The following is a 25,964-nucleotide window of genomic DNA, read 5'->3' as shown; positions in this document are numbered from 1 at the left end:
TGAGGGAGATTTCCGGCAGGGATCGCGCTGGGATCCCAAGGGAGTGATCGGCATGGCAGGCACGAGCGGCGGGCGCCCCAGCATCTTTCCGACGGTGTTGTACCGGGATGCCAAAGCGGCGATCCGGCAGCTCACGGAGGCCTTCGGCTTCTCCGAGCTGTCGGTGTTCGAGGGCGAGGACGGCTCGGTGCTGCACGCCGAGCTGGTGCAGGGCAACGGCGCGGTGATGCTCGGGTCGAAGGGCCGCGGCGGTCCCTTCGACGCGGCGATGAGGGACGCCGGCCCGGCCGGGGTGTACGTCGTCGTGGACGACGTCGACGCCCACCACCGGCGGGCCGTGGAGCACGGCGCGGAGATCCTGATGCCCCCGACGGACCAGGAGTACGGCTCGCGGGACTACATGGCCCGGGACGTCGAGGGCAACATCTGGAGCTTCGGCACGTACGCGCCCGAGATCCAGGGCTGACGCCCGGCGCCGGGTTCAGCGCCCGGTGTGGACCTGGAAGGCGGCCCGGCGGACGGCCTTGGCCAGGGCCGGGTCGGGGTGCGCGGCGGCGAGCGCCACCAGGACCTGCACGGTACGCGGGTGCCCGACGGAGCGGACCTCGGCCAGCAGCGCGGGCACGGTCGGCTGGAGCGCGGACTCCAGGTGCCGCACCAGCATCGAAGCCTCACCGTGGTCGGCGACGGCCGCGGCGGTGTCGACCCACAGCCAGGTGGCCTCCTCGCGGGTGAGCACCTCGTGGGCGTCCTCCGGGTCCACCCCGTCGTGCTCGGCCAGCCACAGCAGGGCGTACGGCCGCAGGGCGGGCTCCTCGACGACGGCGCGCACGTCGGGCTCGGCGGGGGCGCCGACGACGCGCAGCGCCTCGAAGGCGAGGCCGCGCAGCAGGGCGTCCTCGCCGCGGGCGGCGGCGAGCAGTTCGCCGACGGCGCTGCCGACGGTGCGGGCGGCGAGCCAGGCGCGGTACTCGGCGCGGGCGGCGTTCGGGCGGAGCTGGGCGCAGCCCCGGAGCATCTCCTCGGCTGCGACCTCGATGTTGCCGGCGGGGCTCTGCGCGGCGACGCAGATCTGCTCCAGCTTGACCCAGACCGCCCAGCTGCCGAGCGGGGTGAGCGTGGCGTGGCCGTCACCGTAGGTGAGAGCGCCCACCGAGGCGAGGGCGTGCAGGGCCCAGTCGAGGAGGGGGGCGAGTTCGCCGGCGCGGGCGGGCTCCGCCGGGTCGGCGTCCGCGGAGGGGCGGGGTGGTCTGGGGCCCGCGGTGTCGGCGTCCTCGGGTCCGCCGTAGGAGACCTCGCAGCGCTCGGTGCGCAGTTCGGTGACGCGCTGGCGGAGCAGGTCGAGGAGCTGGTCCACGGGGACGGGGCCGGCGGACAGTTGGAGGAAGGAGAGCACCTGCGGCATGGCCGAGACGACCTCGGCGACGGCGCCGGGCTCCTGGCCGGCGGGTTCCGCAGTGGCCAGCGACCAGGCGTCGAAGAGGGCGACCCAGCCGCGCAGGACGGCGCTGTCGTCACGGTTCCAGGCGCGCAGCCGCCAACCGGGGCGGGCGCTGTCGCCGTGCACCTCGACGAGGCCGGCGAGGCGGGCGGTGTCCCAGTCCGCGCGGACCTGAGCCGCGGTCAGACCCAGGTCGGCCGCCGCGCGTTCGGCAGTCGCCTCGGAGAGCGTGGCCTTGCCGTCGTCGGTGGCCGCGTCCCGGCCGGGGCCGAGGGCGTTGTCGGCCCAGCGGGCGACACAGGCCGCGGCGGCCAGACCGGAGCGCGCCATTCTGGCCAGCTCCGCCGGGGCGGGGGTGCCCTCCGGCGGGCGGGGCGCGGGGCGGCGTGGGCGCCGCTGGTTCACAGCTGAGGGGGCGGCGGCCAGGGGTCGTGGGCGGACGAGTCGAAGCCTGGAGTCGCGCGGAATACGGGACGTCACGGGTGCAGTCTTCCGGTTGACGGTCCGAAATCCCAAACGGAATGTCACGGCCGGGTGTGGGACTGGCCAAGGCACGGGGTCCGGAGACGGGTGAGCAGGCGTGTTCAGGCCAGCGGTACAGCGCTAAACGGAACCGTCGGGACCGCTCCGGTGCCTCACATGAGGGGCGTGAGGAAGCGGCGCAGGGCTTCCTCGTAGGCGGCCGGGTCGGGGTTCCACATGGCGGCGTGCGGGGCGTGCGGGACGGGGTGAAGGGTGACCAGGCCGGGGCGGCCGGCGGCGAAGCGACGGGAGGCCTCCCAGGGGGCCACGGTGTCGTCGGGTCCGTGGAGGACGAGGGTGGGCACGGCGGGCGCGGCCGGGTCGGCGGCCCCGTCGGCGCTCAGGCCGGCGCGGCCCTCGGCCGCGCGGACGGCCAGTGGCAGAAGCGCGCCGGGGGTGTGCCGGGCGGAGGCGAGGGCCCTCAGGGTGGCCTGCCAGTCGAGCACCGGGGAGTCCAGCACCAGACCCGACACGCGGTCGCGCAGCCCCGAGCGGGCGGCGGCGCGCAGGGCCATGGTGGCGCCGGTGGACCAGCCGAGCAGGACGAGGCGTTCGGCGCCCTGGCGGACGGCGTAGCGCATGGCCGCGTCCAGGTCGCGCCACTCGGTCTCGCCGAGGTGGTTGAGGCCGTCCGGGGAGGGGGGCGCGCCCAGGTCGCCACGGTGGGCGAGGGCGAGGACGGGGAAGCGGCGGCGGTGCAGGAAGCCGGTCAGGTTCAGGGTGTGCTCGCGGGTGGTGCCCAGGCCGTGCACCGCGATCACCCAGGTGCGGCGAGCGCCGGGGACTAACCAGGCAGGCAGCGGGCCCAGCTCGCCGGGCACGTCCACGTCGGCGTGGTCGAGGCCGAGCGCGGTGCTCGGGTTGCCGACGAACAGGTTCGGGGTGAGCCACACCGCGTCGCCGGCGCTGAGCGTGCCGTGGGTGACGCGCTCCAGACGGCGTACGACGGTGTCGGCGGAGTGCGGGGCGTTGGCCAGGACGGGGCCGACGACCGCGTGGGAGCCGTCGCCCGCGAGGCCGTAGGTACCGGGGCGCAGGGCGGCGAGGTGGCGGGTGAGGGTCACCTGGCCGGCGGCCGTGCCGTGCACGGTGAGCCGGGGTTCGGTGGGCAGGGGGCGGCCGGGCGACGCCTTCAGCGCCGCGTCGCTGGCGAGGCGGCCTGCGGCCACGCTCGCCGCGCCGGCGGCGAGGGCTGCGACTGCGGTGACGGCGGTTGCGGTGACGGGGCGCACGTGTCCAGTGTCCTGGCCGATCGTGATCGCGGCCAGTGGTGGGGGCCGTGTCGGGGGCGGGTGCGTGTTGTGCCTGGGGGCGCCTTCTCCTCTGCCGCGTGGGGCCGCGGGCGGGTCGTCTCTGCCGCGTGGGCGGCGGGCCGGTCGTCCAGGGCACCTCCGCCTCCGCCGCGTGAGGGCCGCGGGTCAGTGGCTGTGCCCCCTGCGGCGTGGGGTCGCGGGCGGGGCGGGTGAGTGGCTGTGTCCCCGAGCGCCTTCGCTTCTGCGGGGGCCGCGAGCCGGTGCGGCTGGTCGCGCGAGACGCGGCGCGGTCGTGCAGCGCCACAGCCCCGTCCGCCGTGAAGGGCTCACCTCACGTCCTTCTGGCCGTATCCACTCAGCTTCTCGCCCGCCTCCCTCAGCTGCGCCTCCGTCAGGAGGTTCGGGGTGCGGCCCGGGACCGAGGACGCGGTCAGCCACAGGTGGCACATCCATTCGAGCTGGGCCGTGCGGTCGTAGGCCTCGTCGAGGGTGGTGCCGTAGGTGAGGGTGCCGTGGTTCTGGAGGAGGCAGGCCGTGCGGTCGGTGAGGGCGCGGAGGAGGTTGCGGGCGAGTTCCTCGGTGCCGTAGGTCGCGTAGGGGGCGACGCGGACGGGGCCGCCGAGGGCGCCCGTCATGTAGTGGACGGGCGGGAGTTCGGTCACGAGGGTCGAGACGGCGGTGGCGTGCACGGCGTGGGTGTGGACGACGGCGCGGGCGTCGGTGGTGCGGTGGACGGCGAGGTGCATGGGCAGCTCGCTGGTCGGGGTGAGGACGCCGAGGACCTGTCGGCCGTCGAGGTCGACGCCGGTGACGTCGTCCGGGGTGAGGCGGTCGTAGGGGACGCCCGAGGGCGTGACCAGGACGAGGTCTCCGACCCGGACGGAGACGTTGCCCGAGGTGCCGACGACGAGCCGGTCCGCGACGGTGCGGCGGGCCGTCGCCACGAGCTGTTCCCAGGCGTGCTCGACCTCCTCGGCGCGGAGGTCGTGGGCGCTGTCACCGGTGTCGTGTCGCTGGTCGGTCATGCCGTGATCCTGCCAGGTGACCAATGTCTCTTTCAGGGCCCCTCGGGACCCCCGGAGAAGCGGGCCCGGGACCCCGGCCCGTGCGGCGCCTGGGGCGTCACGACGGAGCGGAACGCATGCCGCCGATTGTGGACACCATGAAGCCCGTCCCAGTTCACCTTCCGTTCACTCGGGTTACCTACGTTCATCCTGCCAATGACCTCGAACGATTGCCTGGGTAAATGGAAAGCTTCTCGCTGATCCTCGCGATTGTGGTAGTAACCGCACTCGCGTTCGATTTCACGAACGGTTTCCACGACACCGCCAACGCGATGGCCACCACCATCTCGACCGGTGCGCTCAAGCCCAAGGTCGCGGTGGCCATGTCCGCCGTACTGAACCTTGTAGGCGCCTTTCTCTCCGTGGAGGTCGCCAACACGATCTCCAAGGGTCTCGTCGACGAGACCGGCATCCGTCCCGAGGTCATCTTCGCCGCCCTGGTCGGCGCGATCCTCTGGAATCTGCTGACCTGGCTGGTCGGGCTCCCCTCCAGCTCCTCCCACGCCCTGATGGGCGGTCTCATCGGTGCCACCATCGCCTCGGCCGGTGTCGGCGCGGTCCACGGTGACGTACTGGTCACCAAGGTCCTGATCCCGGCGATCGCCGCGCCGATCGTGGCGGGCGTCGCCGCGATGCTCGCGACCCGGCTGTCCTACACGCTGGGCAAGAAGGCCGACGGCAAGGCCGCCGCGAAGGGCTACCGCACCGGCCAGATCGCCTCCGCGGGCCTGGTCTCACTGGCCCACGGCACCAACGACGCGCAGAAGACGATGGGCATCATCACCCTCGCCCTGGTCGCCGGCGGCGCCGTCGCTCCCGACTCCGACCCGCCGCTGTGGGTCATCCTGTCCGCGGGTCTGGCGATCGCGCTCGGCACCTACCTCGGCGGCTGGCGCATCATCCGCACCATGGGCAAGGGTCTGACCGACCTTCAGCCGCAGCAGGGCTTCGCCGCCCAGACGAGCGCGGCCACCGTCATCCTGGCCTCCTCCCACCTCGGCTTCTCGCTCTCCACCACGCACTCCGTCTCCGGCTCGGTGATGGGCGCGGGCCTGGGCCGCAAGGGCGGGGTCGTCCGCTGGTCGACCGCCACCCGGATGTTCGTCGCCTGGGGCCTGACGCTGCCGGCCGCGGCCCTGGTCGGCGCCCTGGCCGAGTACGTGACCGGCTTCGGCAGCTGGGGTACGGCGCTCGTCGCGGTGTTCCTCATCGCCTCCAGCGCCGCGATCTGGAAGATCTCGCGCCGCGAGGTCATCGACCACACCAACGTCGTCGAGGAGGACGAGGAGCCGGCCGGCGTGGTGACCGCCGCGATCGCCGCCGTGACCCCGCCCCCGGCGGGTACGGTCACCGAGGACCTGACGGCCACCATCCCCGCCCCCGTGGCGGAACCCGCCCCGCCGGTCGCCCCCACCGTCACCACCGTCTGAGCCCCGCCCCCACCGGTACGAAGGAAGAAGCAGCATGAAGATCGACTGGGCGGCTCTCGGATCCGTCTTCGGTGTCAGCCTCTTGGTGACCGTGGCCCTCGTGGCCCTGTTCACCCTCGGCATCATGGGCCTCTCCCGCCGCGAGCGGGCGGCGGCCCAGGGCGACTCCGCCACCCTGGCGGTCACCGGCGCGTACGCGTGCTTCGCGGCGTGCGCCGCGGCGGTGGCGTACGGCATCTCGCTGATCGTCGTCTGACGGACGGCACGCGCACGCGTGGGGCGCGGGACGGGTCACCGTCCCGCGCCCCACGCGTGCGTGACGGCCGTGACCCAGGGCATGTGGGGTTCTGCACACTGACCCGCCGCAGGTCAAGGGTGAGTTGACGGCCGTTCGGGGACCGTGGTGGACTGCCGGGGCCATGTACGGCGACAGAAGAGGAAGCCGGTGTGAATCCGGCGCGGTCCCGCCACTGTCACCGGGGTAGAAAGCCCCGGGAGCCAGGAACTCTCGTCGCCGGTCTCGTCGAACCAGGGCGTGGACACCCTGAGTGAGGACATAACGCCATGCTCGGCTGCCGTTCGAGGTTCAGCACCAGGTCGTTCCCCGACCCGTCGGCCGGCTGAGCCGATGGGTGCCGATCGCCGCTACGCGTACGGTGCCGCCGCCGGCCTCCTGGGGGACCTGATCCTCGGCGATCCGCGCCGGGGGCATCCGGTCGCCGTCTTCGGACGGGCCGCGGCCGGCGTGGAGCGCGTGCTGTGGCGGGACCACCGAGGGTGGGGCGCGTTGCACGCCGCCGTGTGCGCCGGTGGCGCCGTGGCCCTCGGGGCCGCCGCCACGCATGCCGTACGCCGCTCCCCCGCCGCCTCCGTCGCGTTGACCGGTGCCGCCGCCTGGGCCGTCGTCGGCGGGACCTCGCTGGTGCGGGAGGCCCGGACCGTCGGGCGGGCCCTGGAAGCGGGGGACGTCGAGGGCGCGCGGGCCCGGCTGCCGCATCTGTGCGGACGGGACCCGCAGACCCTGGACGCCGACGGCATCGCCCGCGCGGTCGTCGAGTCCGTCGCCGAGAACACCTCCGACGCGGTCGTGGGAGCCCTGGTGTGGGGGGCCGTCGGCGGAGTGCCGGGGCTGCTCGGGTTCCGGGCCGTCAACACCCTGGACGCCATGGTGGGCCACCGGTCGCCGCGCCACCGCCGGTTCGGGTGGGCCTCGGCCCGGCTGGACGACGTCGCCGGCTGGCCGGGGGCGCGGCTGACCGCCGTACTCGCCGCCGTGGCCGGGGACGATCCGCGGGGTGCGGTGCGGGCCTGGCGGGCCGACGCTCACAGGCACCCCAGCCCCAACGCCGGTCCCGTGGAGGCGTCGTTCGCCGGCGCCCTCGGGGTGCGGCTGGGCGGGACGCTGTCGTACGGCGGGCGGGTCGAGCACCGGCCCGTGCTGAACGGGGAGCGGGGACGGCCCGTCGTGCCCCACGACATCGAACGTGCCGCGCGGCTCTCCCGCCGTGTCGGCCTGCTCGCGCTCGGCGCCACGGTCGCCGCGCGCGTCATCACCGCGCGCCTCGTCGCCGCGGGAGCGAAGGGGCGTACGTCATGAGCGGGGGTCTCCTCGTCGCCGGCACCACCTCCGACGCCGGCAAGAGCGTCGTCACGGCCGGGATCTGCCGGTGGCTCGTGCGGCAGGGGGTCAAGGTCGCGCCGTTCAAGGCGCAGAACATGTCCCTCAATTCGTTCGTGACCCGCGAGGGCGCCGAGATCGGGCGGGCGCAGGCCATGCAGGCGCAGGCCTGCCGGGTGGAGCCGACGGCGCTGATGAATCCGGTGCTGCTCAAGCCGGGCGGCGAGCGGAGCAGCCAGGTCGTGCTGCTCGGCAAACCCGTCGGCGAGTTGAGCGCTCGCGGTTACCACGGGGGCCGGCAGGAGAGGCTCCTCGGAACCGTTCTCGACTGTCTCGCCGAGTTGCGGGGCACGTATGACGCGGTGATCTGTGAGGGGGCGGGAAGCCCAGCCGAGATCAACCTGCGGCGGACCGACATCGTGAACATGGGGATCGCCCGCAACGCCCGGCTCCCCGTGCTCGTCGTCGGCGACATCGACCGCGGCGGCGTCTTCGCCTCCTTCTTCGGGACCGTCGCGCTGCTCTCGCCGGAGGACCAGGAGCTGGTCGCGGGGTTCCTCGTGAACAAGTTCCGCGGTGACGTCTCGCTGCTGGAGCCGGGCCTGGACATGCTGCACGGGCTCACCGGGCGGCGGACGTACGGCGTGCTGCCGTTCCGGCACGGGCTCGGGATCGACGAGGAGGACGGACTGCGGGTCTCCCTGCGGGGCACCGTCCGGGAGTCGAACGTCTCCCCGCCCGTGGGCGAGGACGTGCTGCGGATCGCCGTCTGCGCGATTCCGCTCATGTCCAACTTCACCGACGTGGACGCGCTGGCCGCCGAACCGGGCGTCGTCGTGCGGTTCGTGGACCGGCCGGAGGAGCTGGCCGACGCCGACCTCGTGGTGATCCCCGGGACCCGGGGGACGGTGCGGGCGCTGGAGTGGCTGCGGGAGCGGGGGCTCGCCCAGGCCATCGGGCGCAGAGTCGCCGAAGGCCGGCCCGTCCTCGGCGTCTGCGGCGGCTTCCAGATCCTCGGTGAGCACATCGAGGACGACGTCGAGAGCCGGCGAGGCCATGTCGACGGCCTCGGGGTGCTGCCGGTCCGGGTGCGGTTCGCCCACGAGAAGACGCTCACCCGGCCGGTGGGAGAAGCCCTCGGCGAACCGGTCGAGGGGTACGAGATCCATCACGGGATCGCCGAGATCAGTGGCGGTGAACCCTTCCTGGACGGCTGCCGGGTCGGACAGACCTGGGGCACGCACTGGCACGGCTCACTGGAGTCGGACGGTTTCCGCCGGGCGTTCCTGCGGGAGGTGGCGGCCGCCGCGGGCCGCCGTTTCGTGCCGGCCGCCGACACCTCCTTCGCCGCGCTGCGCGAGGAGCAGCTCGACCGGCTCGGCGACCTCATCGAACAGCACGCGGACACCGACGCGCTGTGGCGGCTCATCGAGTCGGGCGCGCCGCAAGGACTGCCTTTCATTCCACCGGGAGCGCCCGCATGAGCACAGTGTTGTTGTTGTCGACCGCCGACACCGATCTGCTGGCGGCCCGCGCCGCCGGCGGTGCCTCCTACCGGATCGGCAACCCGACCCGCGTGGACGTCGCGGAGGAACTTCCCGGCCTGATCGAGGGCTCGGACGTCGCCGTCGTGCGGCTGCTCGGCGGGAAGCGCGCCTGGGAGGACGGGCTCGCCGCGCTCAGGGCGTCGGGCATCCCCACGGTGCTGCTGGGCGGGGAGGCCGTGCCCGACGCGGAGTTGATGGCCGAGTCGTCCGTGCCCGCCGGCGTGGTGGCGGAGGCGCTCAGGTATCTCGTCGAGGGCGGGCCGGCCAACCTCACCGAGCTGGCGCGGTTCCTCTCCGACACCGTGCTCCTGACGGGCGAGGGGTTCGAGGAGCCGCGGAAGATGCCCGAGTACGGCGTCCACGGGGACCGGGTGCTCCGGGACGGCCGTCCGACCGTAGGCGTGCTCTTCTACCGCGCGCATGAGCTGAGCGGCAACACCGCCTTCGTGGACACGCTGTGCGACGCGATCGAGGCGACGGGCTCCAACGCCCTGCCGGTGTACTGCGGTTCGCTGCGCGACGCCGATCCCGGTCTGTACGAGATCCTCGGCTCGGCGGACACCCTGGTCGCCACCGTCCTCGCCGCGGGCGGCACGCACGCCTCGCAGGCCTCGGCCGGCGGCGACGAGGAGGCCTGGGACATCGGAGCGCTGAAGGACCTCGATGTTCCTGTCCTGCAAGGACTCTGCCTGACCTCGTCGAAGGCGGCCTGGGACGCCTCCGACGCCGCCCTCTCCCCCATGGACGCGGCGATGCAGGTCGCGATCCCGGAGTTCGACGGGCGGCTGATCACGGTCCCGTTCTCCTTCAAGGAGCAGGGGCCGGACGACGTCCCCGTGTACGTCGCCGACCCCGAGCGGGCCGCGCGCGTCGCCGGAATCGCCGTACGGCACGCCCGGCTGAGGCACAAGGCGAACGCCGACAAGAAGCTCGCGCTCGTCTTCACCGCCTACCCGACCAAGCACTCGCGGGTCGGCAACGCGGTCGGCCTCGACACGCCCGCCTCGGCCGTCCAGGTCCTGGACGCCCTCAAGGCGGCCGGCTACTCGCTCACCGAGTACCCCGACAACGGCGACGAGTTGATCCACCGGCTGATCGACGCCGGCGGCCACGACGTCGAATGGCTCACCGAGGAGCAGCTCGCCGCCGCGCCCGCGCGGGTGCCGCTGGCGGACTACCGGGCCTGGTTCGACCGGCTCGATCCCGACCTCAGGCAGGGCATGCTGGACGCGTGGGGGGAGCCGCCGGGCGGTCTCTACGTCGACGGCGACGACATCGTGCTGGCCTCGCTCCAGTTCGGCAACGTCGTCGTGATGATCCAGCCGCCGCGCGGCTTCGGTGAGAACCCGATCGCGATCTACCACGACCCGGACATGCCGCCGTCGCACCACTACATGGCGGCGTACCGGTGGCTGGAGAACGGTTTCGGTGCCGACGCGATCGTCCACATGGGCAAGCACGGCACGATGGAGTGGCTGCCGGGCAAGGGGCTGGGGCTCAGCGGCGGCTGCGCCCCCGACGCCGTACTCGGTGAACTCCCGCTGATCTACCCGTTCATCGTGAACGATCCCGGCGAGGGCACGCAGGCCAAGCGGCGCGGGCACGCCACGGTCGTCGATCATCTGGTGCCGCCGATGGCGCGGGCCGACACCTACGGCGACCTGGCCAAGCTGGAGCAGCTCCTCGACGAGTACGCGCTCGTCTCCGACCTGGACCCGACGAAGGCGCCGGCCGTGCGCGCGCAGATCTGGACGCTGGTGAAGGCGGCCGAGCTGCACCACGACCTGCATGTCGACGACCAGCCCGACGACGAGGCGTTCGACGAGTTCGTCATGCACATCGACGGCTATCTGTGCGAGATCAAGGACGTGCAGATCCGCGACGGCCTCCACATCCTCGGCGGCGGTCCGGTAGGCGAGCCGCGCGTCAACCTGGTGCTGGCCGTGCTGCGGGCCTCACAGGTGTGGGGCGGGCGGGCCAACGCGCTGCCCGGCCTGCGGGCCTGCCTCGCGGAGCACTTCGGGCTGGTCGAGAAGGAGTTGCTCGCCGAGCCGGGGGCGCCGGTCAAGGTCCCGGTGGAGCTGACGGACCTCGTGACGGGGCCGTCCCGCTCGGCCGCCGACGCGATCGACCTGCTGGAGCAGCTGTGCCGGCGGATCGCGGAGGGTATGGAAGCACGGGGATGGGCGGTCGGCGAGAGCCGTGCGCTCGTCCGGGAGGTCCTGGGCACCGAACTCCCCGACGCGGTCGCGGTGGTGGAGTTCGCCTGCGCGGAGGTCGTGCCCCGGCTGGAGAGGACCACCGACGAGATCGGGCACATCCTCAAGGCCCTGGACGGTGGGTACGTCCCGGCCGGTCCGTCCGGTTCGCCGACGCGCGGCCTGGTCAACGTCCTGCCGACCGGGCGCAACTTCTACTCGGTCGACCCCAAGGCCATTCCGTCCCGGCTGAGCTGGGAGGTCGGGCAGGCCCTCGCGGACTCGCTCGTGCAGCGGTACCTCCAGGACACCGGCGAGTACCCGAAGTCGGTCGGCCTCACGGTGTGGGGAACGTCCGCCATGCGCACCCAGGGTGACGACATCGCGGAGATCCTCGCGCTGCTGGGCTGCCGCCCGGTGTGGGACGACGCCTCGCGCCGGGTGACCGGCTTCGAGGTCGTGCCCGCGGCCGAGCTGGGTCGGCCCCGCATCGACGTCACGGTCCGCATCTCCGGGTTCTTCCGGGACGCGTTCCCGCACGTCGTCGGGCTGATCGACGACGCGGTACGGGCGGTGGCCGAGCTGGACGAGCCGGCCGACGTGAACTACGTGAAGGCGCACGCCGACGAGGACACCGCCGGGCACGGCGACCGGCGCCGGGCGACGGCCCGTGTCTTCGGCTCCAAGCCCGGCGCGTACGGTGCCGGTCTGCTGCCGCTGATCGACGCCCGAAACTGGCGCTCGGACGCCGACCTCGCCGAGGTGTACGCCGTGTGGGGCGGGTACGCCTACGGGCGCGGGCTCGACGGGCGGGCGGCGCGCGGGGACATGGAGACCGCGTTCAAGCGGATCGCCGTCGCCGCGAAGAACGTGGACACGCGCGAGCACGACCTCGTCGACGCCGACGACTACTTCCAGTACCACGGCGGCATGGTCGCCATGGTCCGCCACCTGACGGGCGCCTCCCCCGAGGCGTACGTCGGCGACTCGGCCACCCCCGACCAGGTGAAGACCCGCACGCTCGGCGAGGAGACCCACCGCGTGTTCCGCGCGCGGGTGGTGAACCCGCGCTGGATGGCGGCGATGCGGCGGCACGGCTACAAGGGCGCCTTCGAGATGGCGGCGACCGTCGACTACCTCTTCGGCTACGACGCCACGGCGGGCGTGGTCGACGACTGGATGTACGAGAAGCTCAGCGCCGAGTACGTCTTCGACGCGGAGAACCGGGACTTCATGAAGAAGTCCAACCCGTGGGCGCTGCGCGGCATCACCGAGCGGCTTCTGGAGGCCGCCGAGCGCGGGCTGTGGGCCGAGCCCGACGCGGACACGATCGAGCGGCTCCGGGCCACCTACCTGGAGCTGGAAGGCGACTTGGAGGGCGACGACCAGTGAGTACCCCGTTCCCGTTCACGGCCGTCGTCGGCCAGGACGACCTGCGGCTCGCGCTGTTGCTGAACGCCGTGTCGCCGGCGGTCGGCGGGGTGCTGGTGCGCGGCGAGAAGGGCACCGCCAAGTCGACGGCGGTGCGCGCCCTCTCGGTGCTGCTGCCGGCGGTCTCGGTGGTTCCCGGATGCCGTTTCTCCTGTGATCCCGACCGTCCGGACCCCGCGTGCCCGGACGGGCCGCACGAGCCGGGGGCAGGGGCCGAACGGCCCGCGCGGATGGTGGAGTTGCCCGTCGGCGCCTCCGAGGACCGCCTCGTGGGGGCGCTGGACATCGAGCGGGCGCTCTCGGAGGGCGTGAAGGCCTTCGAGCCCGGTCTGCTCGCCGACGCGCACCGCGGGATCCTCTACGTCGACGAGGTCAACCTCCTCCACGACCACCTGGTGGACCTGCTGCTGGACGCGGCGGCGATGGGCGCCTCGTACGTCGAACGCGAGGGAGTCTCCGTCCGGCACGCGTCGAAGTTCCTGCTCGTCGGGACCATGAACCCCGAGGAGGGCGAGCTGCGCCCGCAGTTGCTCGACCGGTTCGGGCTGACCGTCGAGGTCGCCGCCTCGCGCGAGCCCGACCAGCGCGTGGAGGTCGTACGGCGGCGGCTCGCCTACGACGACGACCCGGCCGGCTTCGCCGAGCGGTGGGCGGACGAGGAGGCCTCCGTACGGGCGCGGATCGTGGCGGCCCGCGCGCTGCTGCCGTCGGTGCGGCTGGGCGACGGGGCGTTGCGGCAGATCGCGGCGACGTGTGCCGCGTTCGAGGTGGACGGCATGCGGGCCGACATCGTGATGGCGCGGACGGCGACGGCGCTGGCGGCCTGGGCCGGGCGGACCGAGGTGCTCGCGGAGGACGTCCGGCAGGCGGCGCTGCTCGCGCTGCCGCACCGGCGCCGCCGCAATCCCTTCGACGCGCCCGGACTCGACGAGGACAAGCTCGACGAGACGCTGGAGGAGTTCGGCGGCTCCGACGACGGGGACCCCGATCCCGATCCCGGCCCGGACGGGCCCGGCGGGGGTGGCGGGCAGCCGCCGTCGGAGGGGCCGGAGGGCGGGGACACGGGGGCGCGTCCCGAGGCCGGGGAGAGCGGGGAGCCGCAGACCCCTGGGGGCGGCGCCGGTGAGCGGCAGCCCGCGCGTGCCGCCGAGCCCTTCCGGACGAAGGTGCTGAGCGTGCCCGGAATCGGCGAGGGTGCCGCCGGGCGGCGGTCGCGGGCGCGGACCGAGCACGGGCGGACCACCGGGGCCCGGCGGCCCCGCGGGACGCTGACCAAGCTGCACCTGGCGGCGACCGTGCAGGCGGCGGCGCCGCACCAGCGGGCGCGCGGGCGCTCCGGGCGCGGACTCGTCGTACGCCGAGACGATCTGCGCCAGGCGACGCGGGAGGGGCGTGAGGGCAATCTGGTGCTGTTCGTCGTCGACGCGTCCGGGTCCATGGCGGCCCGGCAGCGGATGGGCGCGGTGAAGGGTGCCGTGCTGTCGCTGCTCCTCGACGCCTATCAGCGGCGGGACAAGGTGGGGCTGGTGACGTTCCGCGGGTCGGCCGCCGACGTGGCACTGCCGCCGACCTCGTCCGTGGACGCGGCGGCCGTACGGCTGGAGTCGCTGCCGACCGGAGGGCGGACACCGCTCGCGGCCGGGCTGCTCCGGGCGCACGACGTGCTGCGGGTGGAGCGGCTGCGGGACCCCGCCCGTCGGGCGCTGGTCGTCGTGGTGACGGACGGCCGGGCGACCGGCGGGCCCGAGCCCGTCGCCCTCGCCGGGCGGGCGGCCCGGCTGTTCGCGGCCGACGGGGTCGCGTCCGTGGTCGTGGACTGCGAGTCGGGGCCCGTACGGCTGGGGCTCGCCGGGCAGCTCGCGGGCGAGCTGGGCGGCAGCGCCGTCACGCTCGACGAGCTGCGGGCGGACTCGATCGCCGGGCTGGTCAGGAACGTGCAGGGAACTTCGAGGAGGGCCGCGTAATGCCGCAGGGGCAGCCGAGTGTCGTACCGGACGACGGACTGACGACACGCCAGCGGCGGAACCGTCCGCTCGTCGTCGTGCACACCGGGGTCGGCAAGGGGAAGTCGACCGCCGCGTTCGGGCTCGCCCTGCGCGCCTGGAACCAGGGTTGGCCCATCGGGGTGTTCCAGTTCGTCAAGTCGGCGAAGTGGAAGGTCGGCGAGGAACGGGCGCTGCGGGTGCTCGGGGACTCCGGCGAGGGCGGGTCGGTCGCCTGGCACAAGATGGGCGAAGGATGGTCCTGGGTGCAGCGGGACTCCCAGATGGACAACGAGGAGAAGGCCCGCGAGGGCTGGGAGCAGGTCAAGCGGGACCTCGCCGCGCAGACGTACCAGCTGTATGTGCTGGACGAGTTCGCCTACCCCCTGCACTGGGGGTGGATCGACACCGACGAGGTCGTGTCCGTGCTGCGGGAGCGGCCGGGGAACCAGCACGTCGTGATCACCGGGCGGAACGCGCCGGAGCGGCTGGTGGAGTTCGCCGACCTGGTGACCGACATGTCCAAGGTCAAACACCCCATGGACGTGGGGCAGAAGGGGCAGAGGGGCATCGAGTGGTGACGTCCTCCGTCCCACGGCTGGTCATCGCCGCGCCCTCGTCGGGCAGCGGCAAGACCACCGTGGCCACGGGGCTGATGGCCGCGTTCGCCGCGCGGGGGCTCGCCGTGTCCCCGCACAAGGTCGGGCCGGACTACATCGATCCCGGGTACCACGCGCTCGCGACCGGGCGGGTGGGACGGAACCTCGACGCGTATCTGTGCGGACCGGAGCTGCTCGCTCCGCTGTTCCTGCACGGGGCGCGGGGGTGTGACATCGCCGTCGTCGAGGGTGTGATGGGGCTGTACGACGGGGCCGCGGGGCAGGGTGAACTGGCGTCCACGGCGCAGGTGGCGAAGGCGTTGCGGGCGCCGGTGGTGCTGGTCGTGGACGCGTCCTCGCAGTCGCGGTCGGTGGCGGCGCTGGTGCACGGGTTCGTTTCCTGGGACCCGCAGGTGCGGATCGGGGGCGTGATCCTGAACAAGGTCGCCTCGGACCGGCACGAGGCGTTGCTGCGGGAGGCATTGGAGTCGGTGGGGGTGCCGGTGCTGGGCGCGCTGCGGCGGGCCGCGCCGGTGGAGACGCCGTCACGGCACCTGGGGCTGGTGCCGGTGGCGGAGCGGGGGGCCGCCGCGGTGGCGGCGGTCGCGGCGATGGCCGCGCAGGTCTCCGAGGGTTGTGATCTGGAGGGGCTGGTGGCGTTGGCGCGGGGGGCCGGCGCGTTGTCGGGCGCGGCCTGGGACGCGGCTGAGGCCGCGGCGTCGCCCGCCGGCGACAGCCCGGCTCGGTCTGCCGGGACGCCGGCGCCCACGATCGCCGTCGCCGGTGGGGCCGCGTTCACGTTCTCCTACGCCGAGCACGGTGAGCTGCTCGCCGCCGCCGGGGCCGAGGTCGTGACCTTCGATCCGCTGCGGGACGAGCACCTCCCGCCGGGGACGGGCGGACTGGTCGTCGGAGGCGGGTTTCCCGAGGTGTACGCCGCCGAGTTGTCCGCGAACGAGGTGCTCCGCAAGGAGGTCGCCGCGCTCGCGGAGAGCGGTGCGCCCGTCGCCGCCGAGTGTGCGGGCCTGCTCTATCTGTGCCGTGAGCTGGACGGGCGACCCATGTGCGGGGTGCTCGACGCCGGTGCCCGCATGACCGGGCGGCTCACCCTCGGGTACCGGGACGCCGTCGCCGTGAGCGACAGCGTGCTCGCGGAGGCGGGGACGCGGACGCGGGGACACGAGTTCCACCGGACCGTCGTCGAACCGGGCGCCGGGGCGGCTCCCGCCTGGGGGGTCCTCGCTCCCGCGAAGCGGCTCGAGGGCTTTGTGGAACGCGGTGTGCACGCGAGTTACCTGCACACGCACTGGGCGTCGTCGCCCGGTGTGGCCCGTCGGTTCGTGGAGAGGTGCCGGACGTCATGAGCAGCAGGCTGATCGGGATCGGGGTCGGCCCCGGGGATCCGGAGCTGGTGACCGTGAAGGGCGTCAACGCTCTGCGGGCCGCCGACGTGGTCGTCGTACCGGTGATGGCCGCGCCCGATGGAACAGCGAGCGGGGAGCGGGGGCGCGCCGAGGCGACGGTGCTCCACTACGTGCCCGAGGAGAAGGTCGTCCGGGTGGTTTTCGCGCTGAACGAGCGGACCGACCGGGGCCGGCGGGAGGCCGCGTGGGACGCCGCCGGGGAGCGGGTGGCGCAGCTGCTCGCGCAGTACGACAGCGTCGCCTTCGCCACCATCGGCGACCCGAACGTGTACTCGACGTTCACGTATCTCGCCCAGACCGTCGGGGAGCTGGTGCCCGGCACCGTCGTGGAGACCGTGCCCGGCATCACCGCCATGCAGGATCTCGCGGCGCGGTCGGGCGCCGTACTGACGGAGGGGACCGAGCCGTTGACGCTCGTGCCCGTGACGGCGGGGTCGGCCGTGCTGAAGGACGCGCTGGCCGGTCCCGGCACCGTCGTCGCCTACAAGTTCGGCAGGCAGGCCGCCGAGGTCGCCGAGGCGCTGCGCGAGACCGGGCGGCTGGAGGACGCGGTGTGGGGGTCGGCGCTCGGCCTCACGGAGGAGTCCATCCGCCCCGCCGCCGAGCTGGACGGGGAGCCCCTCCCCTACCTCTCCACGCTCATCGCCCCGGCCCGCCGCGACGGCGGACGAGGCGGCAAGCTGTGAGACGGTCCGCGACGCGGTGGCCGGCCACCGAGCCCGGCCACCGGTCGACCGGGTACTCGGACACCGAGCCCGGCCGGCCATCGACCGCTGGCTGGGCCACCCGGCCCCGCCGGCGGGCGGCCGTGCGCGAACCCGTCCACACCCGTCATCGGCCCGCCGTGGGCTCGGTGGTCGACGCCCGCCGTCGGCCGGCATCGCCCTCGCCCGTCGACGCCCGACACCAGCCCGCCGCCCCCTCGCGTGTCGGCACCCGTACCCAGGCCGCCCCCTCGCCCCTCGCCGCCCTTCTCCGGGCCGTCGGCTGCTCACTCCGCCAGGCCCACCACCAGCCAGATGAAGGACGCGCCCGCGATCGTGCACAGGACCGTCGAGCGGGCGGGGTGTTCGTGGTGGGCCTCGGGGAGGATCTCGGCCGCTGCCAGGTAGAGGAGTGCGCCGGCGAAGAAGCCGAGGTAGCCCCCGAGGAGCGGCTCGGGGATGGTGACGAACGCGGTCGAGGCGGCGCCGGCGACCGGTGCGACGGCGTCCGCGAACAGCATGGTCAGGGCTCTGCGACGGGCGTTTCCGTACAGGCTCGTGATGGTGTACGTGTTGAAGCCGTCCGCGAAGTCGTGGGCGATGACGGCCAGCGCGACGGCCGTACCCATGCCGCCGCCGACCTGGAAGGCGGCGCCGATCGCGACGCCGTCCATGGCGCTGTGACCGACCATCGCCGCGGCCGCCGTGAGACCCACCTCGGGGCTGCGGCCGTCGTGTTCGGCGCCGCCGTGGGAGGCCTGCCGATGGGCCAGCAGACGTTCCACCAGATGGGCCAGCAGAAAGCCCGCCACGAACAGCAGCAGGGCGGCGGGGACGCCGAAGACCTCCCAGCCGGCCGCCTCCAGTGCCTCCGGCAGCAGGTCCAGGCCGACCACGCCCAGCATCAGGCCTCCGGCCAGGCCCAGTACCAGGTGGCGGCGGTCGGTCACGCGCTGTGCCGTCCAGCCGCCGGCCAACGTCATCAGGAACGCGCCGAGCGCGACGAACACCGCCATGTGCCCTTCGTATCCGATCGGGCCAGGGCCACGCACCTTCACCACCACCCGTGTCCCGTCCCCCACACCACCCCGTCATGAGAGGACCCGAACCCATGGCCGACGCCCCCACCGGCAAGGTGACCTTCGTAGGCGCCGGTCCCGGCGCCGCCGACCTGCTGACGTTCCGTGCCGCGCGTGCCATCGCCGAGGCCGACGTCGTGATCTGGGCCGCGAGCCTGGTCCAGGCGGAGGTCCTGGAGCACGCGCGCGAGGACGCGGAGATCCTCGACTCGGCGACCATGTCCCTGGAGGACGTCGTCGCCGTCTACGAGCGGGCCCACCGGGAGGGCGTCAAGGTGGCCAGGATCCACTCCGGCGACCCCGCCCTCTGGGGTGGTACGCAGGAGCAGGTGGACCGCTGCGACGAGATCGGCATCGACACCGAGATCGTGCCCGGAGTGTCCTCCTTCTCCGCCGTCGCCGCGCTCGCCCGGCGCGAGCTGACGATTCCGGAGGTCGCGCAGTCCGTGATCCTCACCCGGCTCGGCGGCGGCAAGACACCGATGCCTCCCGGTGAGGAGGTGCGGGAGTTCGCCAAGCACGGCACGACCATGGCGGTCTTCCTGTCGGCCGCGCGCAGCGGGCAGCTGGTACGGGAGCTGCTGGAAGGCGGCTACCCCACCTCGACGCCCGTCGTCATCGCCTATCAGGCGACCTGGCCGGAGGAACTGGTCGTGCGGTGCACGATCGCCACGCTGGAGGAGACGGTCAAGGAGCACAAGCTGTGGAAGCACACGCTGTTCCTGGTCGGCCCGGCGCTCGCCGCGCACGGCACCCGCTCGCACCTGTACCACCCCGGTCACTTCCACGGCTACCGCAAGGCCGACCCCGAGGCCCGCAGGGCCCTGCGCGAGCGGGGTGCCAGTACGTGAGCCGTGCGATCACCGTCGTCGGCACGGGAACCGGGGCGCCCGTCCCCGCGGAGCTGACGGCGGGAGCGGAACTCGTCGTCGGCGGGCGGCGGCATCTGGACGCCGCAGCGCTGCCGGAGGGCGTCGAGCGGATCGTGCTCGGGCCGCTGGCGCCCGCTCTCGACGCCATCGAGCGGTACGTCGCCGGGGAGCGGCGGGTGGTGGTGCTGGCGTCGGGTGACCCCGGGTTCTTCGGGATCGTGCGGGCGCTCGCCGAGCGGTTCGGCGCGGATCGGCTGGAGGTCGTGCCGGGGGTGTCCTCCGTCGCCGCGGCCTTCGCGCGGCTCGGGCTGACCTGGGAGGACGCCGTCGTCGTCAGCGCGCACGGGCGGGAGCCACGGACGGCCGTCCAGGTGTGCCGGGCGTATCCGAAGGTCGCGGTCCTCACCGGGCCCGGCACCGGTCCCGCGGAGCTGGGCGCCGCGTTGGCCCGGACCGCCCCCGGCCGGGCTCTCGTCGTCGCCTCCGCGCTGGGCGACCCGGCGCGTGAACGCGTGGAGCGGGTGACGCCCGCCGAGGCGGCGGTCCGCGACTGGGGGCCGGCGGTGAGTGTCGTGCTGTGCCTGGACGAGGCGCGTGCGCTCGGTCCCGTGCGCACGCTCGCGGGGCCGGTGCGCCGGCCCGCCGGGTGGGCCCTGGGCGAGGGCGACTTCGCCCACCGCGACTCGATGATCACCAAGTTCGAGGTGCGGGCGCTGGCCCTGGCCCGGCTCGGGCCGCGCCCCGGCGACCTGGTCTGGGACGTGGGCGCCGGTTCGGGGTCGGTGGCCGTGGAGTGCGCGCGGCTGGGCGCCGCCGTCAGTGCCGTGGAGAGGACCGCGGACGGTGTCGGCCGGATCCGCGCCAACGCCGCCGCGCACGAGGTCGACGTCCATGTGGTGCACGGCAGCGCGCCGGAGGCACTCGACGGGCTCGACGACCCCGACGCGGTCTTCGTCGGCGGCGGCGGGCGCGAGCTGGCCGGCATCGTCGGCGCGTGCGCGCGTCGGGCCCGGCGGAGCGTGGTCGTCGCGATGGCCGCGCTGGACCGGGTGCCGGCGACGCGGGCCGCGCTCACGGACGCCGGGTTCGACGTCGACGGCGTACTGCTCCAGTCCTCGCGACTGGCACCGCTGCCCGGGGACGTGACCCGGCTGGCGGCGACCAACCCCGTATTCCTGCTGTGGGGGTCCAGAACCCCCGTCCCTGAAGAAGGAGTTGCTCAGTGATCGGCCTCATTTCCGCCACCGCGGCGGGGGCGGCGGCGCGCGACCGGCTGGCCGCGGCGTGGCCGGACCGCACGCGCGTGTACGACGGGCCCGTCGGGGACGCCGTCCGGCGGGCGTTCGCGGAGTGCGAGCAGCTCGTGTGCTTCCTGGCGACGGGCGCGGTCGTACGGCTCGTCGCGCCCCTGCTGTCCGACAAGGCGTCCGATCCGGGTGTGGTGTGCGTCGACGAGGCAGGCCGGTTCGCGGTCCCGCTGGTCGGCGGACACGCGGGCGGCGCCAACGAACTCGCCCGCGAGGTAGCCGACTTGCTGGACGCGGTGCCCGTGGTGACGACGGCCACGGACGCCGTCGGCATCCCCGGTCTCGACACCCTCGGGCTGCCGGTGGAGGGCGATGTCGCGGGCGTGACGCGGGCGCTCCTGGACGGTGAGCCGGTCGCGCTGGACGCGGAGGTGGTGTGGCCGTTGCCGCCGGTCCCGTTCGCCGGGCGGGGCGCCTGCACGGTGCGCCTCACGGACCGGGCCGTCGAGCCCGCCGACCGCGAGGTGCTGCTGCGTCCGCCGTCCCTGGTCGTCGGCGTCGGCGCCTCCAGGGGCGCGCCGGTCGAGGAGGTCCTCGGCGTGATCGAGGGCGCCCTGCGGGACGCGGGCCTGTCCCCTCGCAGCGTCGCCGAACTGGCCACCGTCGAGGCGAAGGCGGACGAGCCCGGCATCGTGCGGGCCGCCGCGCGGCTCGGGGTGCCCGTCGTGACGTACTCCGCCCAGGAACTGGCCGCCGTGGAGGTGCCGAACCCGTCCGCCGCGCCGCTCGCCGCCGTGGGTACGCCCTCGGTCGCCGAGGCCGCCGCGCTGGTCGGCGGCGGCGAACTCCTCGTGCCCAAGCGCAAGTCGGCCGACGTCCCGGCGACGGCGACCTGTGCCGTCGTACGGCGGCCCGGACGCGGTCGGCTGGCGGTGGTCGGGCTCGGGCCCGGCGCCCGCGACCTGCTCACGCCGCGCGCGAAGGCCGAACTGCGGCGCGCCTCGGTGCTCGTCGGGCTCGACCAGTACGTCGACCAGATCCGCGACCTGCTGCGACCCGGCACGCGCATCCTGGAGTCCGGGCTCGGCGCCGAGGAGGAGCGGGCGCGCACCGCCGTCGCCGAGGCGCGGCGCGGGCACGCCGTCGCGCTGATCGGCAGCGGGGACGCCGGCGTGTACGCCATGGCCTCGCCCGCGCTCGCCGAGGCGTCCGACGACATCGACGTGGTCGGCGTGCCGGGGGTGACCGCCGCGCTGGCCGCCGCCGCGATCCTGGGCGCGCCGCTGGGCCACGACCACGTGTCGATCAGCCTGTCCGACCTGCACACCCCGTGGGAGATCATCGAGCGGCGGGTGCGGGCGGCGGCCGAGGCGGACCTCGTCGTGACGTTCTACAACCCGCGCAGCCGGGGCCGCGACTGGCAGCTGCCGAAGGCGCTCGCGATCCTCGCCGGGCACCGGGAGCCGACGACGCCGGTGGGTGTCGTGCGCAACGCCTCACGGCCGGACGGGACCGCGCGGGTGACGACGCTCGCGCTGCTCGACCCGGCGACGGTGGACATGATGACGGTCGTGACGGTGGGCAACACGGCGACCCGGGACATCGCGGGCCGCATGGTGACGCCGCGCGGCTACCGCTGGCAGGAGGATCCGAAGTGAACCGTGTGGTCCACCCGATCGAGCAGGAGTCGTTCCGGCGGCTGCGCGCCCGTCTGGACACCTCGCACTTTCCGCCGCTGACACGGGCCGTGGTGGAGCGGGTCATCCACTCCGCCGCCGACCTGGAGTACGCGAGCGACCTCGTCATGGACGAGGACGCGTTGGAGAAGGCGCACGCCGCGCTGCACGCCGGGGCGCCGGTGGTCGTGGACGTGGAGATGGTGGCCGCCGGCATCACCCGGCGGGAGACCGTCTGCCGGCTCAGGGACGCCGTCCCCGGTTCCGGACTGACGCGTTCGGCGCACGCGGTCCGGCTGGCGTACGAGCAGGTCGGGCCCGGTGCACTCTGGGTGATCGGCTGTGCGCCGACCGCCCTGGAGGAACTGCTCACCCTCGACGCCTCCCCCGCGCTCGTCATCGGCCTGCCCGTCGGTTTCGTCGGCGCGGCCGAGTCCAAGGCCGCGCTGCGCGAGAGCGGCCTGCCGGCCGTGAGCAACGTGTCCGAGAAGGGCGGCTCGGCGGTCGCCGCCGCCGCGCTCAACGCCCTGCTGTACACCCCCCTTTCGCACTCCGAGGAGAAACAGTGACCACCCCGCCGCCCGCCCTGCTCATCGCCGGCCATGGCACCCGGGACGATGCCGGAGCCGAGGCGTTCCGTGACTTCGTCCGGGAGTTGGGCCGCCGCCACCCCGAACTGCCCGTCGCGGGCGGTTTCATCGAGCTGTCCCCGCCGCCGCTGGGCGAGGCGGTGACGGAACTGGTGGAGCGCGGCGTGCGCCGGTTCGCGGCCGTACCGCTGATGCTGGTGTCCGCCGGTCACGCCAAGGGCGACATCCCGGCTGCGCTGGCCCGCGAGAAGGAGCGGCACCCCGGGATCTCCTACACGTACGGCCGTCCGCTGGGCCCGCACCCGGCGCTGCTGAACGTGCTGGAGCGGCGGCTGGACGAGGCGCTGGGCACGGTGGGGCGCACGCCCGCGGACCTGGCCGAGGTGACCGTGCTGCTGGTCGGGCGCGGGTCGACGGACCCGGACGCCAACGCGGAGGTGTACAAGGCGGCCCGGCTGCTGTGGGAGGGGCGCGGGTACGCGGGTGTGGAGACCGCGTTCGTGTCGCTGGCGGCGCCGGACGTGCCCAGCGGCCTCGACCGGTGCGTCAGGCTCGGCGCGCGGCGGATCGTCGTGCTGCCCTACTTCCTGTTCACCGGGATCCTGCCGGACCGGGTACGGCACCAGACGCAGGACTGGGCGGCCGCCCACCCGGAGGTCGAGGTGCGGTCGGCGGACGTCATCGGGCCCGAGCCGGAGCTGCTGGACCTCGTGATGGAACGGTACGAGGAGGCCGTCAAGGGCGATCTGCGGATGAACTGCGACTCGTGCGTGTACCGCGTCGCGCTGCCCGGCTTCGAGGACAAGGTGGGGCTGCCGCAGCAGCCGCACTTCCACCCCGACGACGAGGGGCACGACCACGGTCACGGGCATCACCATCACGGAGGGCACTCGCATTCGCATGCACACTGACGGGCACGACCTGCGCCACCACGGTGACGCGGAGGTACGCGACGACGGCTCGGCGCTGGTCGACCTCGCCGTCAACGTCCGCGCGGACACACCGCCCGCGTGGCTGCGCGAGCACGTGGCCGCTTCCCTCACCGGCCTCGCCGCCTACCCCGACGGGCGGGCGGCGCGGGCGGCGGTGGCGGCGCGGCACGGGCTGCCCGTCGAACGGGTGCTGCTGACGGCGGGCGCGGCGGAGGCGTTCGTGCTGCTGGCCCGCGCCCTGAAGGTCCGTCGACCCGTCGTGGTGCACCCCCAGTTCACGGAACCCGAGGCCGCGCTGCGGGACGCCGGGCACAGCGTCGACCGGGTGCTGCTGCGGGAGGAGGACGGCTTCCGGCTCGGTCCGGCGGCCGTGCCCGAGGACGCCGACCTGGTGGTGATCGGCAACCCGACGAACCCGACGTCGGTGCTGCATCCCGCCGAGACGGTCGCCGGGCTCGCCCGGAACGGGCGGACGCTGGTCGTCGACGAGGCGTTCATGGACGCGGTGCCGGGCGAGCGGGAGGCCCTGGCCGGGCGGACGGACGTGCCCGGACTGGTCGTGCTGCGCAGCTTGACGAAGACGTGGGGACTGGCGGGGCTGCGCGTCGGGTACGTCCTCGCCGCGCCGGAGATCATCCGGGAGCTGGAGCGGGCCCAGCCGCTGTGGCCGGTGTCCACGCCCGCGCTGGCGGCGGCGCAGGCGTGCGTGTCGCCGCGGGCGCTGGCGGAGGCGGCGCACGCGGCGCACCGTGTCGCCGCCGACCGGGCGCATCTGGTGGCCGGCCTCGGGGAGTTCGCGGGGGTGCGGGTGGTCGGGCCGGCGGAAGGGCCGTTCGTGCTGGTGCGGCTGCCGCGGGCGGTGGCGGTACGGCGTGAGCTGCGTGCCCTCGGATACGCCGTGCGGCGTGGGGACACGTTTCCCGGGCTCGGGGAGGAGTGGCTGCGGGTCGCCGTGCGGGACCGGGGAACGGTGGACGGGTTCCTGCGGGCGGTGGAGGTGGTGGTGGGCGCGGGATGACTCCGGGGGTGTTTCTCGCCCCCGCCGCCCCCTTCCCGTCCCTGCGGGCCGCGCCGCCGGGCCCTCGCTGCCGGCGCTTCGCGCCCCGTCCTCGAACGCCGCCCCGCGGTGAAGGGGCACGGGCCCGTCCGGGGAGGGGAAGCCCCGAGGGGTGTCGCGCCGCCGTGCGTTCGGCGGGGCGCCCCGGCCCGGGTCCACCCGACGCGGCGCACCCGCACCCCCCTTCGGCCGGTTCAGCCCACGATCCGCCCGTTCAGGACCAGTCGTGACGGTGCCGCCAGTACCCGTACGTCCGCCCGGGGATCCTGTTCGTAGACCACCAGGTCGGCCGGGGCGCCCTCGGTCAGGTTGGGCCGGCCCAGCCAGGTGCGGGCGGACCAGGTCGTCGCGGCCAGGGCCTGAACCGGGGGGATGCCCGCCTTCACCAGTTCCGCGACCTCCGCGGCGACCAGGCCGTGGGGCAGGGTCCCGCCCGCGTCGGTGCCGACGAAGACCGGGATGCCGGCGTCGTAGGCGTTGCGGACGGTGTCGTAGCGGCGGGCGTGGAGGCGGCGCATGTGGCTGGACCAGAGGGGGTACTTGGTCTCGCCGGCGTCCGCGAGCTGCGGGAACGTCGCGATGTTCACCAGGGTCGGGACGATCGCGACGCCGCGGGAGGCGAACAGGGGGATCAGGTCGTCGGTGAGGCCCGTGGCGTGCTCGATGCAGTCGATGCCCGCTTCGACGAGGTCGCGGAGGGAGGACTCGGCGAAGCAGTGGGCCGTCACCCGGGCGCCCAGACGGTGGGCCTCGGTGATCGCCGCCTCCACCGCGTCGCGCGGCCAGCAGGCCGTCAGGTCGCCGGCCTCGCGGTCGATCCAGTCGCCGACCAGTTTCACCCAGCCGTCGCCGCGCCGGGCCTCCCGGGCGACGTACGCGACGAGGTCGTCCGGCTCGATCTCGTGGGCGTAGCCGCGGATGTAGCGGCGCGCGCGGGCGATGTGCCGGCCCGCCCTGATGATCTTCGGGAGGTCCTCGCGGTCGTCGACCCAGCGGGTGTCGGAGGGCGAGCCGGCGTCGCGGATCAGCAGGGTCCCGGCGTCGCGGTCGGTGAGCGCCTGCTTCTCGGCGACGTCGGCGTCGACCGGCCCGTGGGCGCCGAGGCCGACATGGCAGTGGGCGTCGACCAGGCCGGGCAGCGCCCAGCCCGTCACCGTGCGGATGTCACGCGCGCCGGCGGGACGGTCGTAGGAGACGCGTCCGTCGATCACCCACAGCTCGTCGCGGACCTGGTCCTCGTCCGGTCCGGCGAGGACCCTGCCCTTCACGTGCAGCACCGTGTCGTCGCTCATGCACGG

21 protein-coding genes and 1 riboswitch are annotated in these 25,964 nt (G+C 74.3%); of the genes, 16 read left to right on the top strand and 5 right to left on the bottom strand.

Going from position 1 to position 25,964, the window contains the following annotated elements:
- Positions 1-52: 52 nt before the first annotated feature.
- Complete coding sequence (locus ACZ5Y0_RS26815; protein WP_469131243.1) at positions 53-466, top strand: VOC family protein; 414 nt, start codon at positions 53-55, stop codon at positions 464-466.
- A gap of 15 nt (positions 467-481) precedes the next feature.
- Here the strand turns inward: ACZ5Y0_RS26815 and ACZ5Y0_RS26810 are convergent, their stop codons facing one another.
- The 3 genes from ACZ5Y0_RS26810 to ACZ5Y0_RS26800 form a co-directional block, all read right to left on the bottom strand.
- On the bottom strand, positions 482-1,921 hold the full coding sequence (locus ACZ5Y0_RS26810; protein ID WP_469131242.1) for a hypothetical protein: 1,440 nt from the start codon (positions 1,919-1,921) through the stop codon (positions 482-484).
- Positions 1,922-2,076: 155 nt separating this feature from the next.
- Entirely contained in the window at positions 2,077-3,195 is a 1,119-nt protein-coding gene (locus tag ACZ5Y0_RS26805; protein ID WP_469131241.1) for an alpha/beta hydrolase, read from the bottom strand.
- 347 nt (positions 3,196-3,542) lie between these two features.
- Complete coding sequence (locus ACZ5Y0_RS26800) at positions 3,543-4,241, bottom strand: class II aldolase/adducin family protein (protein ID WP_469131240.1); 699 nt, start codon at positions 4,239-4,241, stop codon at positions 3,543-3,545.
- Between the two features lie 221 nt (positions 4,242-4,462).
- On the opposite strand from ACZ5Y0_RS26800, the gene ACZ5Y0_RS26795 reads away from it, so the two are divergent.
- The 9 genes from ACZ5Y0_RS26795 to cobI all read left to right on the top strand — a co-directional run bounded on the left by ACZ5Y0_RS26795 (position 4,463) and on the right by cobI (position 17,195).
- Entirely contained in the window at positions 4,463-5,710 is a 1,248-nt protein-coding gene (locus tag ACZ5Y0_RS26795; RefSeq protein ID WP_469131239.1) for an inorganic phosphate transporter, read from the top strand.
- A gap of 34 nt (positions 5,711-5,744) precedes the next feature.
- Positions 5,745-5,966, top strand: a complete 222-nt coding sequence (locus tag ACZ5Y0_RS26790; RefSeq protein WP_469131238.1) for a hypothetical protein — start codon at positions 5,745-5,747, stop codon at positions 5,964-5,966.
- Between the two features lie 131 nt (positions 5,967-6,097).
- A riboswitch (cobalamin riboswitch) is annotated at positions 6,098-6,237 on the top strand.
- A 101-nt stretch (positions 6,238-6,338) separates the two neighbouring features.
- Positions 6,339-7,307: a cobalamin biosynthesis protein gene (locus ACZ5Y0_RS26785; protein WP_469131237.1), complete on the top strand. Its 969-nt coding sequence runs from the start codon at positions 6,339-6,341 to the stop codon at positions 7,305-7,307.
- Positions 7,304-8,812: a cobyric acid synthase gene (locus tag ACZ5Y0_RS26780; protein WP_469131236.1), complete on the top strand. Its 1,509-nt coding sequence runs from the start codon at positions 7,304-7,306 to the stop codon at positions 8,810-8,812. The genes ACZ5Y0_RS26785 and ACZ5Y0_RS26780 overlap by 4 nt, the downstream gene beginning before the upstream one ends.
- A complete protein-coding gene (gene cobN, locus ACZ5Y0_RS26775; RefSeq protein ID WP_469131235.1) occupies positions 8,809-12,465 on the top strand; it encodes a cobaltochelatase subunit CobN in 3,657 nt (1,218 codons plus the stop codon). The genes ACZ5Y0_RS26780 and cobN overlap by 4 nt, the downstream gene beginning before the upstream one ends.
- The gene (locus ACZ5Y0_RS26770; RefSeq protein ID WP_469131234.1) at positions 12,462-14,468 is read left to right on the top strand and encodes a putative cobaltochelatase; all 2,007 of its coding nucleotides are present in this window, start codon (positions 12,462-12,464) and stop codon (positions 14,466-14,468) included. The genes cobN and ACZ5Y0_RS26770 overlap by 4 nt, the downstream gene beginning before the upstream one ends.
- A complete protein-coding gene (gene cobO, locus ACZ5Y0_RS26765; protein ID WP_469131233.1) occupies positions 14,468-15,067 on the top strand; it encodes a cob(I)yrinic acid a,c-diamide adenosyltransferase in 600 nt (199 codons plus the stop codon). The genes ACZ5Y0_RS26770 and cobO overlap by 1 nt, the downstream gene beginning before the upstream one ends.
- Positions 15,064-16,449, top strand: a complete 1,386-nt coding sequence (locus tag ACZ5Y0_RS26760; RefSeq protein WP_469131232.1) for a cobyrinate a,c-diamide synthase — start codon at positions 15,064-15,066, stop codon at positions 16,447-16,449. Before cobO ends, ACZ5Y0_RS26760 begins: the two co-directional genes overlap by 4 nt.
- Positions 16,446-17,195: a precorrin-2 C(20)-methyltransferase gene (gene cobI, locus ACZ5Y0_RS26755; RefSeq protein WP_469131231.1), complete on the top strand. Its 750-nt coding sequence runs from the start codon at positions 16,446-16,448 to the stop codon at positions 17,193-17,195. Before ACZ5Y0_RS26760 ends, cobI begins: the two co-directional genes overlap by 4 nt.
- A gap of 305 nt (positions 17,196-17,500) precedes the next feature.
- Here cobI and ACZ5Y0_RS26750 read toward each other — a convergent pair whose 3' ends face one another.
- A complete protein-coding gene (locus tag ACZ5Y0_RS26750; RefSeq protein WP_469131230.1) occupies positions 17,501-18,229 on the bottom strand; it encodes a ZIP family metal transporter in 729 nt (242 codons plus the stop codon).
- 95 nt (positions 18,230-18,324) lie between these two features.
- On the opposite strand from ACZ5Y0_RS26750, the gene cobM reads away from it, so the two are divergent.
- From cobM to cobC, 6 genes are read left to right on the top strand one after another with little or no spacing between them, the layout of a single operon-like run.
- Positions 18,325-19,143 carry a precorrin-4 C(11)-methyltransferase gene (gene cobM / locus ACZ5Y0_RS26745; RefSeq protein ID WP_469131229.1) on the top strand — a complete coding sequence of 273 codons (819 nt, stop codon included), beginning with the start codon at positions 18,325-18,327 and terminating at the stop codon, positions 19,141-19,143.
- Positions 19,140-20,390 carry a precorrin-6y C5,15-methyltransferase (decarboxylating) subunit CbiE gene (cbiE, locus tag ACZ5Y0_RS26740; protein ID WP_469131228.1) on the top strand — a complete coding sequence of 417 codons (1,251 nt, stop codon included), beginning with the start codon at positions 19,140-19,142 and terminating at the stop codon, positions 20,388-20,390. The genes cobM and cbiE overlap by 4 nt, the downstream gene beginning before the upstream one ends.
- A complete protein-coding gene (gene cobJ, locus ACZ5Y0_RS26735) occupies positions 20,387-22,069 on the top strand; it encodes a precorrin-3B C(17)-methyltransferase (protein WP_469131227.1) in 1,683 nt (560 codons plus the stop codon). Before cbiE ends, cobJ begins: the two co-directional genes overlap by 4 nt.
- Positions 22,066-22,656 carry a precorrin-8X methylmutase gene (locus ACZ5Y0_RS26730; RefSeq protein WP_469131226.1) on the top strand — a complete coding sequence of 197 codons (591 nt, stop codon included), beginning with the start codon at positions 22,066-22,068 and terminating at the stop codon, positions 22,654-22,656. Before cobJ ends, ACZ5Y0_RS26730 begins: the two co-directional genes overlap by 4 nt.
- Positions 22,653-23,588 carry a sirohydrochlorin chelatase gene (locus ACZ5Y0_RS26725; RefSeq protein ID WP_469131225.1) on the top strand — a complete coding sequence of 312 codons (936 nt, stop codon included), beginning with the start codon at positions 22,653-22,655 and terminating at the stop codon, positions 23,586-23,588. The genes ACZ5Y0_RS26730 and ACZ5Y0_RS26725 overlap by 4 nt, the downstream gene beginning before the upstream one ends.
- Complete coding sequence (gene cobC, locus ACZ5Y0_RS26720) at positions 23,578-24,627, top strand: Rv2231c family pyridoxal phosphate-dependent protein CobC (RefSeq protein WP_469131224.1); 1,050 nt, start codon at positions 23,578-23,580, stop codon at positions 24,625-24,627. The genes ACZ5Y0_RS26725 and cobC overlap by 11 nt, the downstream gene beginning before the upstream one ends.
- A gap of 233 nt (positions 24,628-24,860) precedes the next feature.
- On the opposite strand, the gene ACZ5Y0_RS26715 is transcribed toward cobC, so the two are convergent.
- Entirely contained in the window at positions 24,861-25,958 is a 1,098-nt protein-coding gene (locus tag ACZ5Y0_RS26715; RefSeq protein WP_469131223.1) for an amidohydrolase family protein, read from the bottom strand.
- Positions 25,959-25,964: the final 6 nt, after the last annotated feature.

Source organism: Streptomyces sp. NPDC033216 (assembly GCF_055577115.1).
Note: the sequence above shows the minus strand (reverse complement) of the source record. Positions and strands in the feature narration are given on the sequence as shown.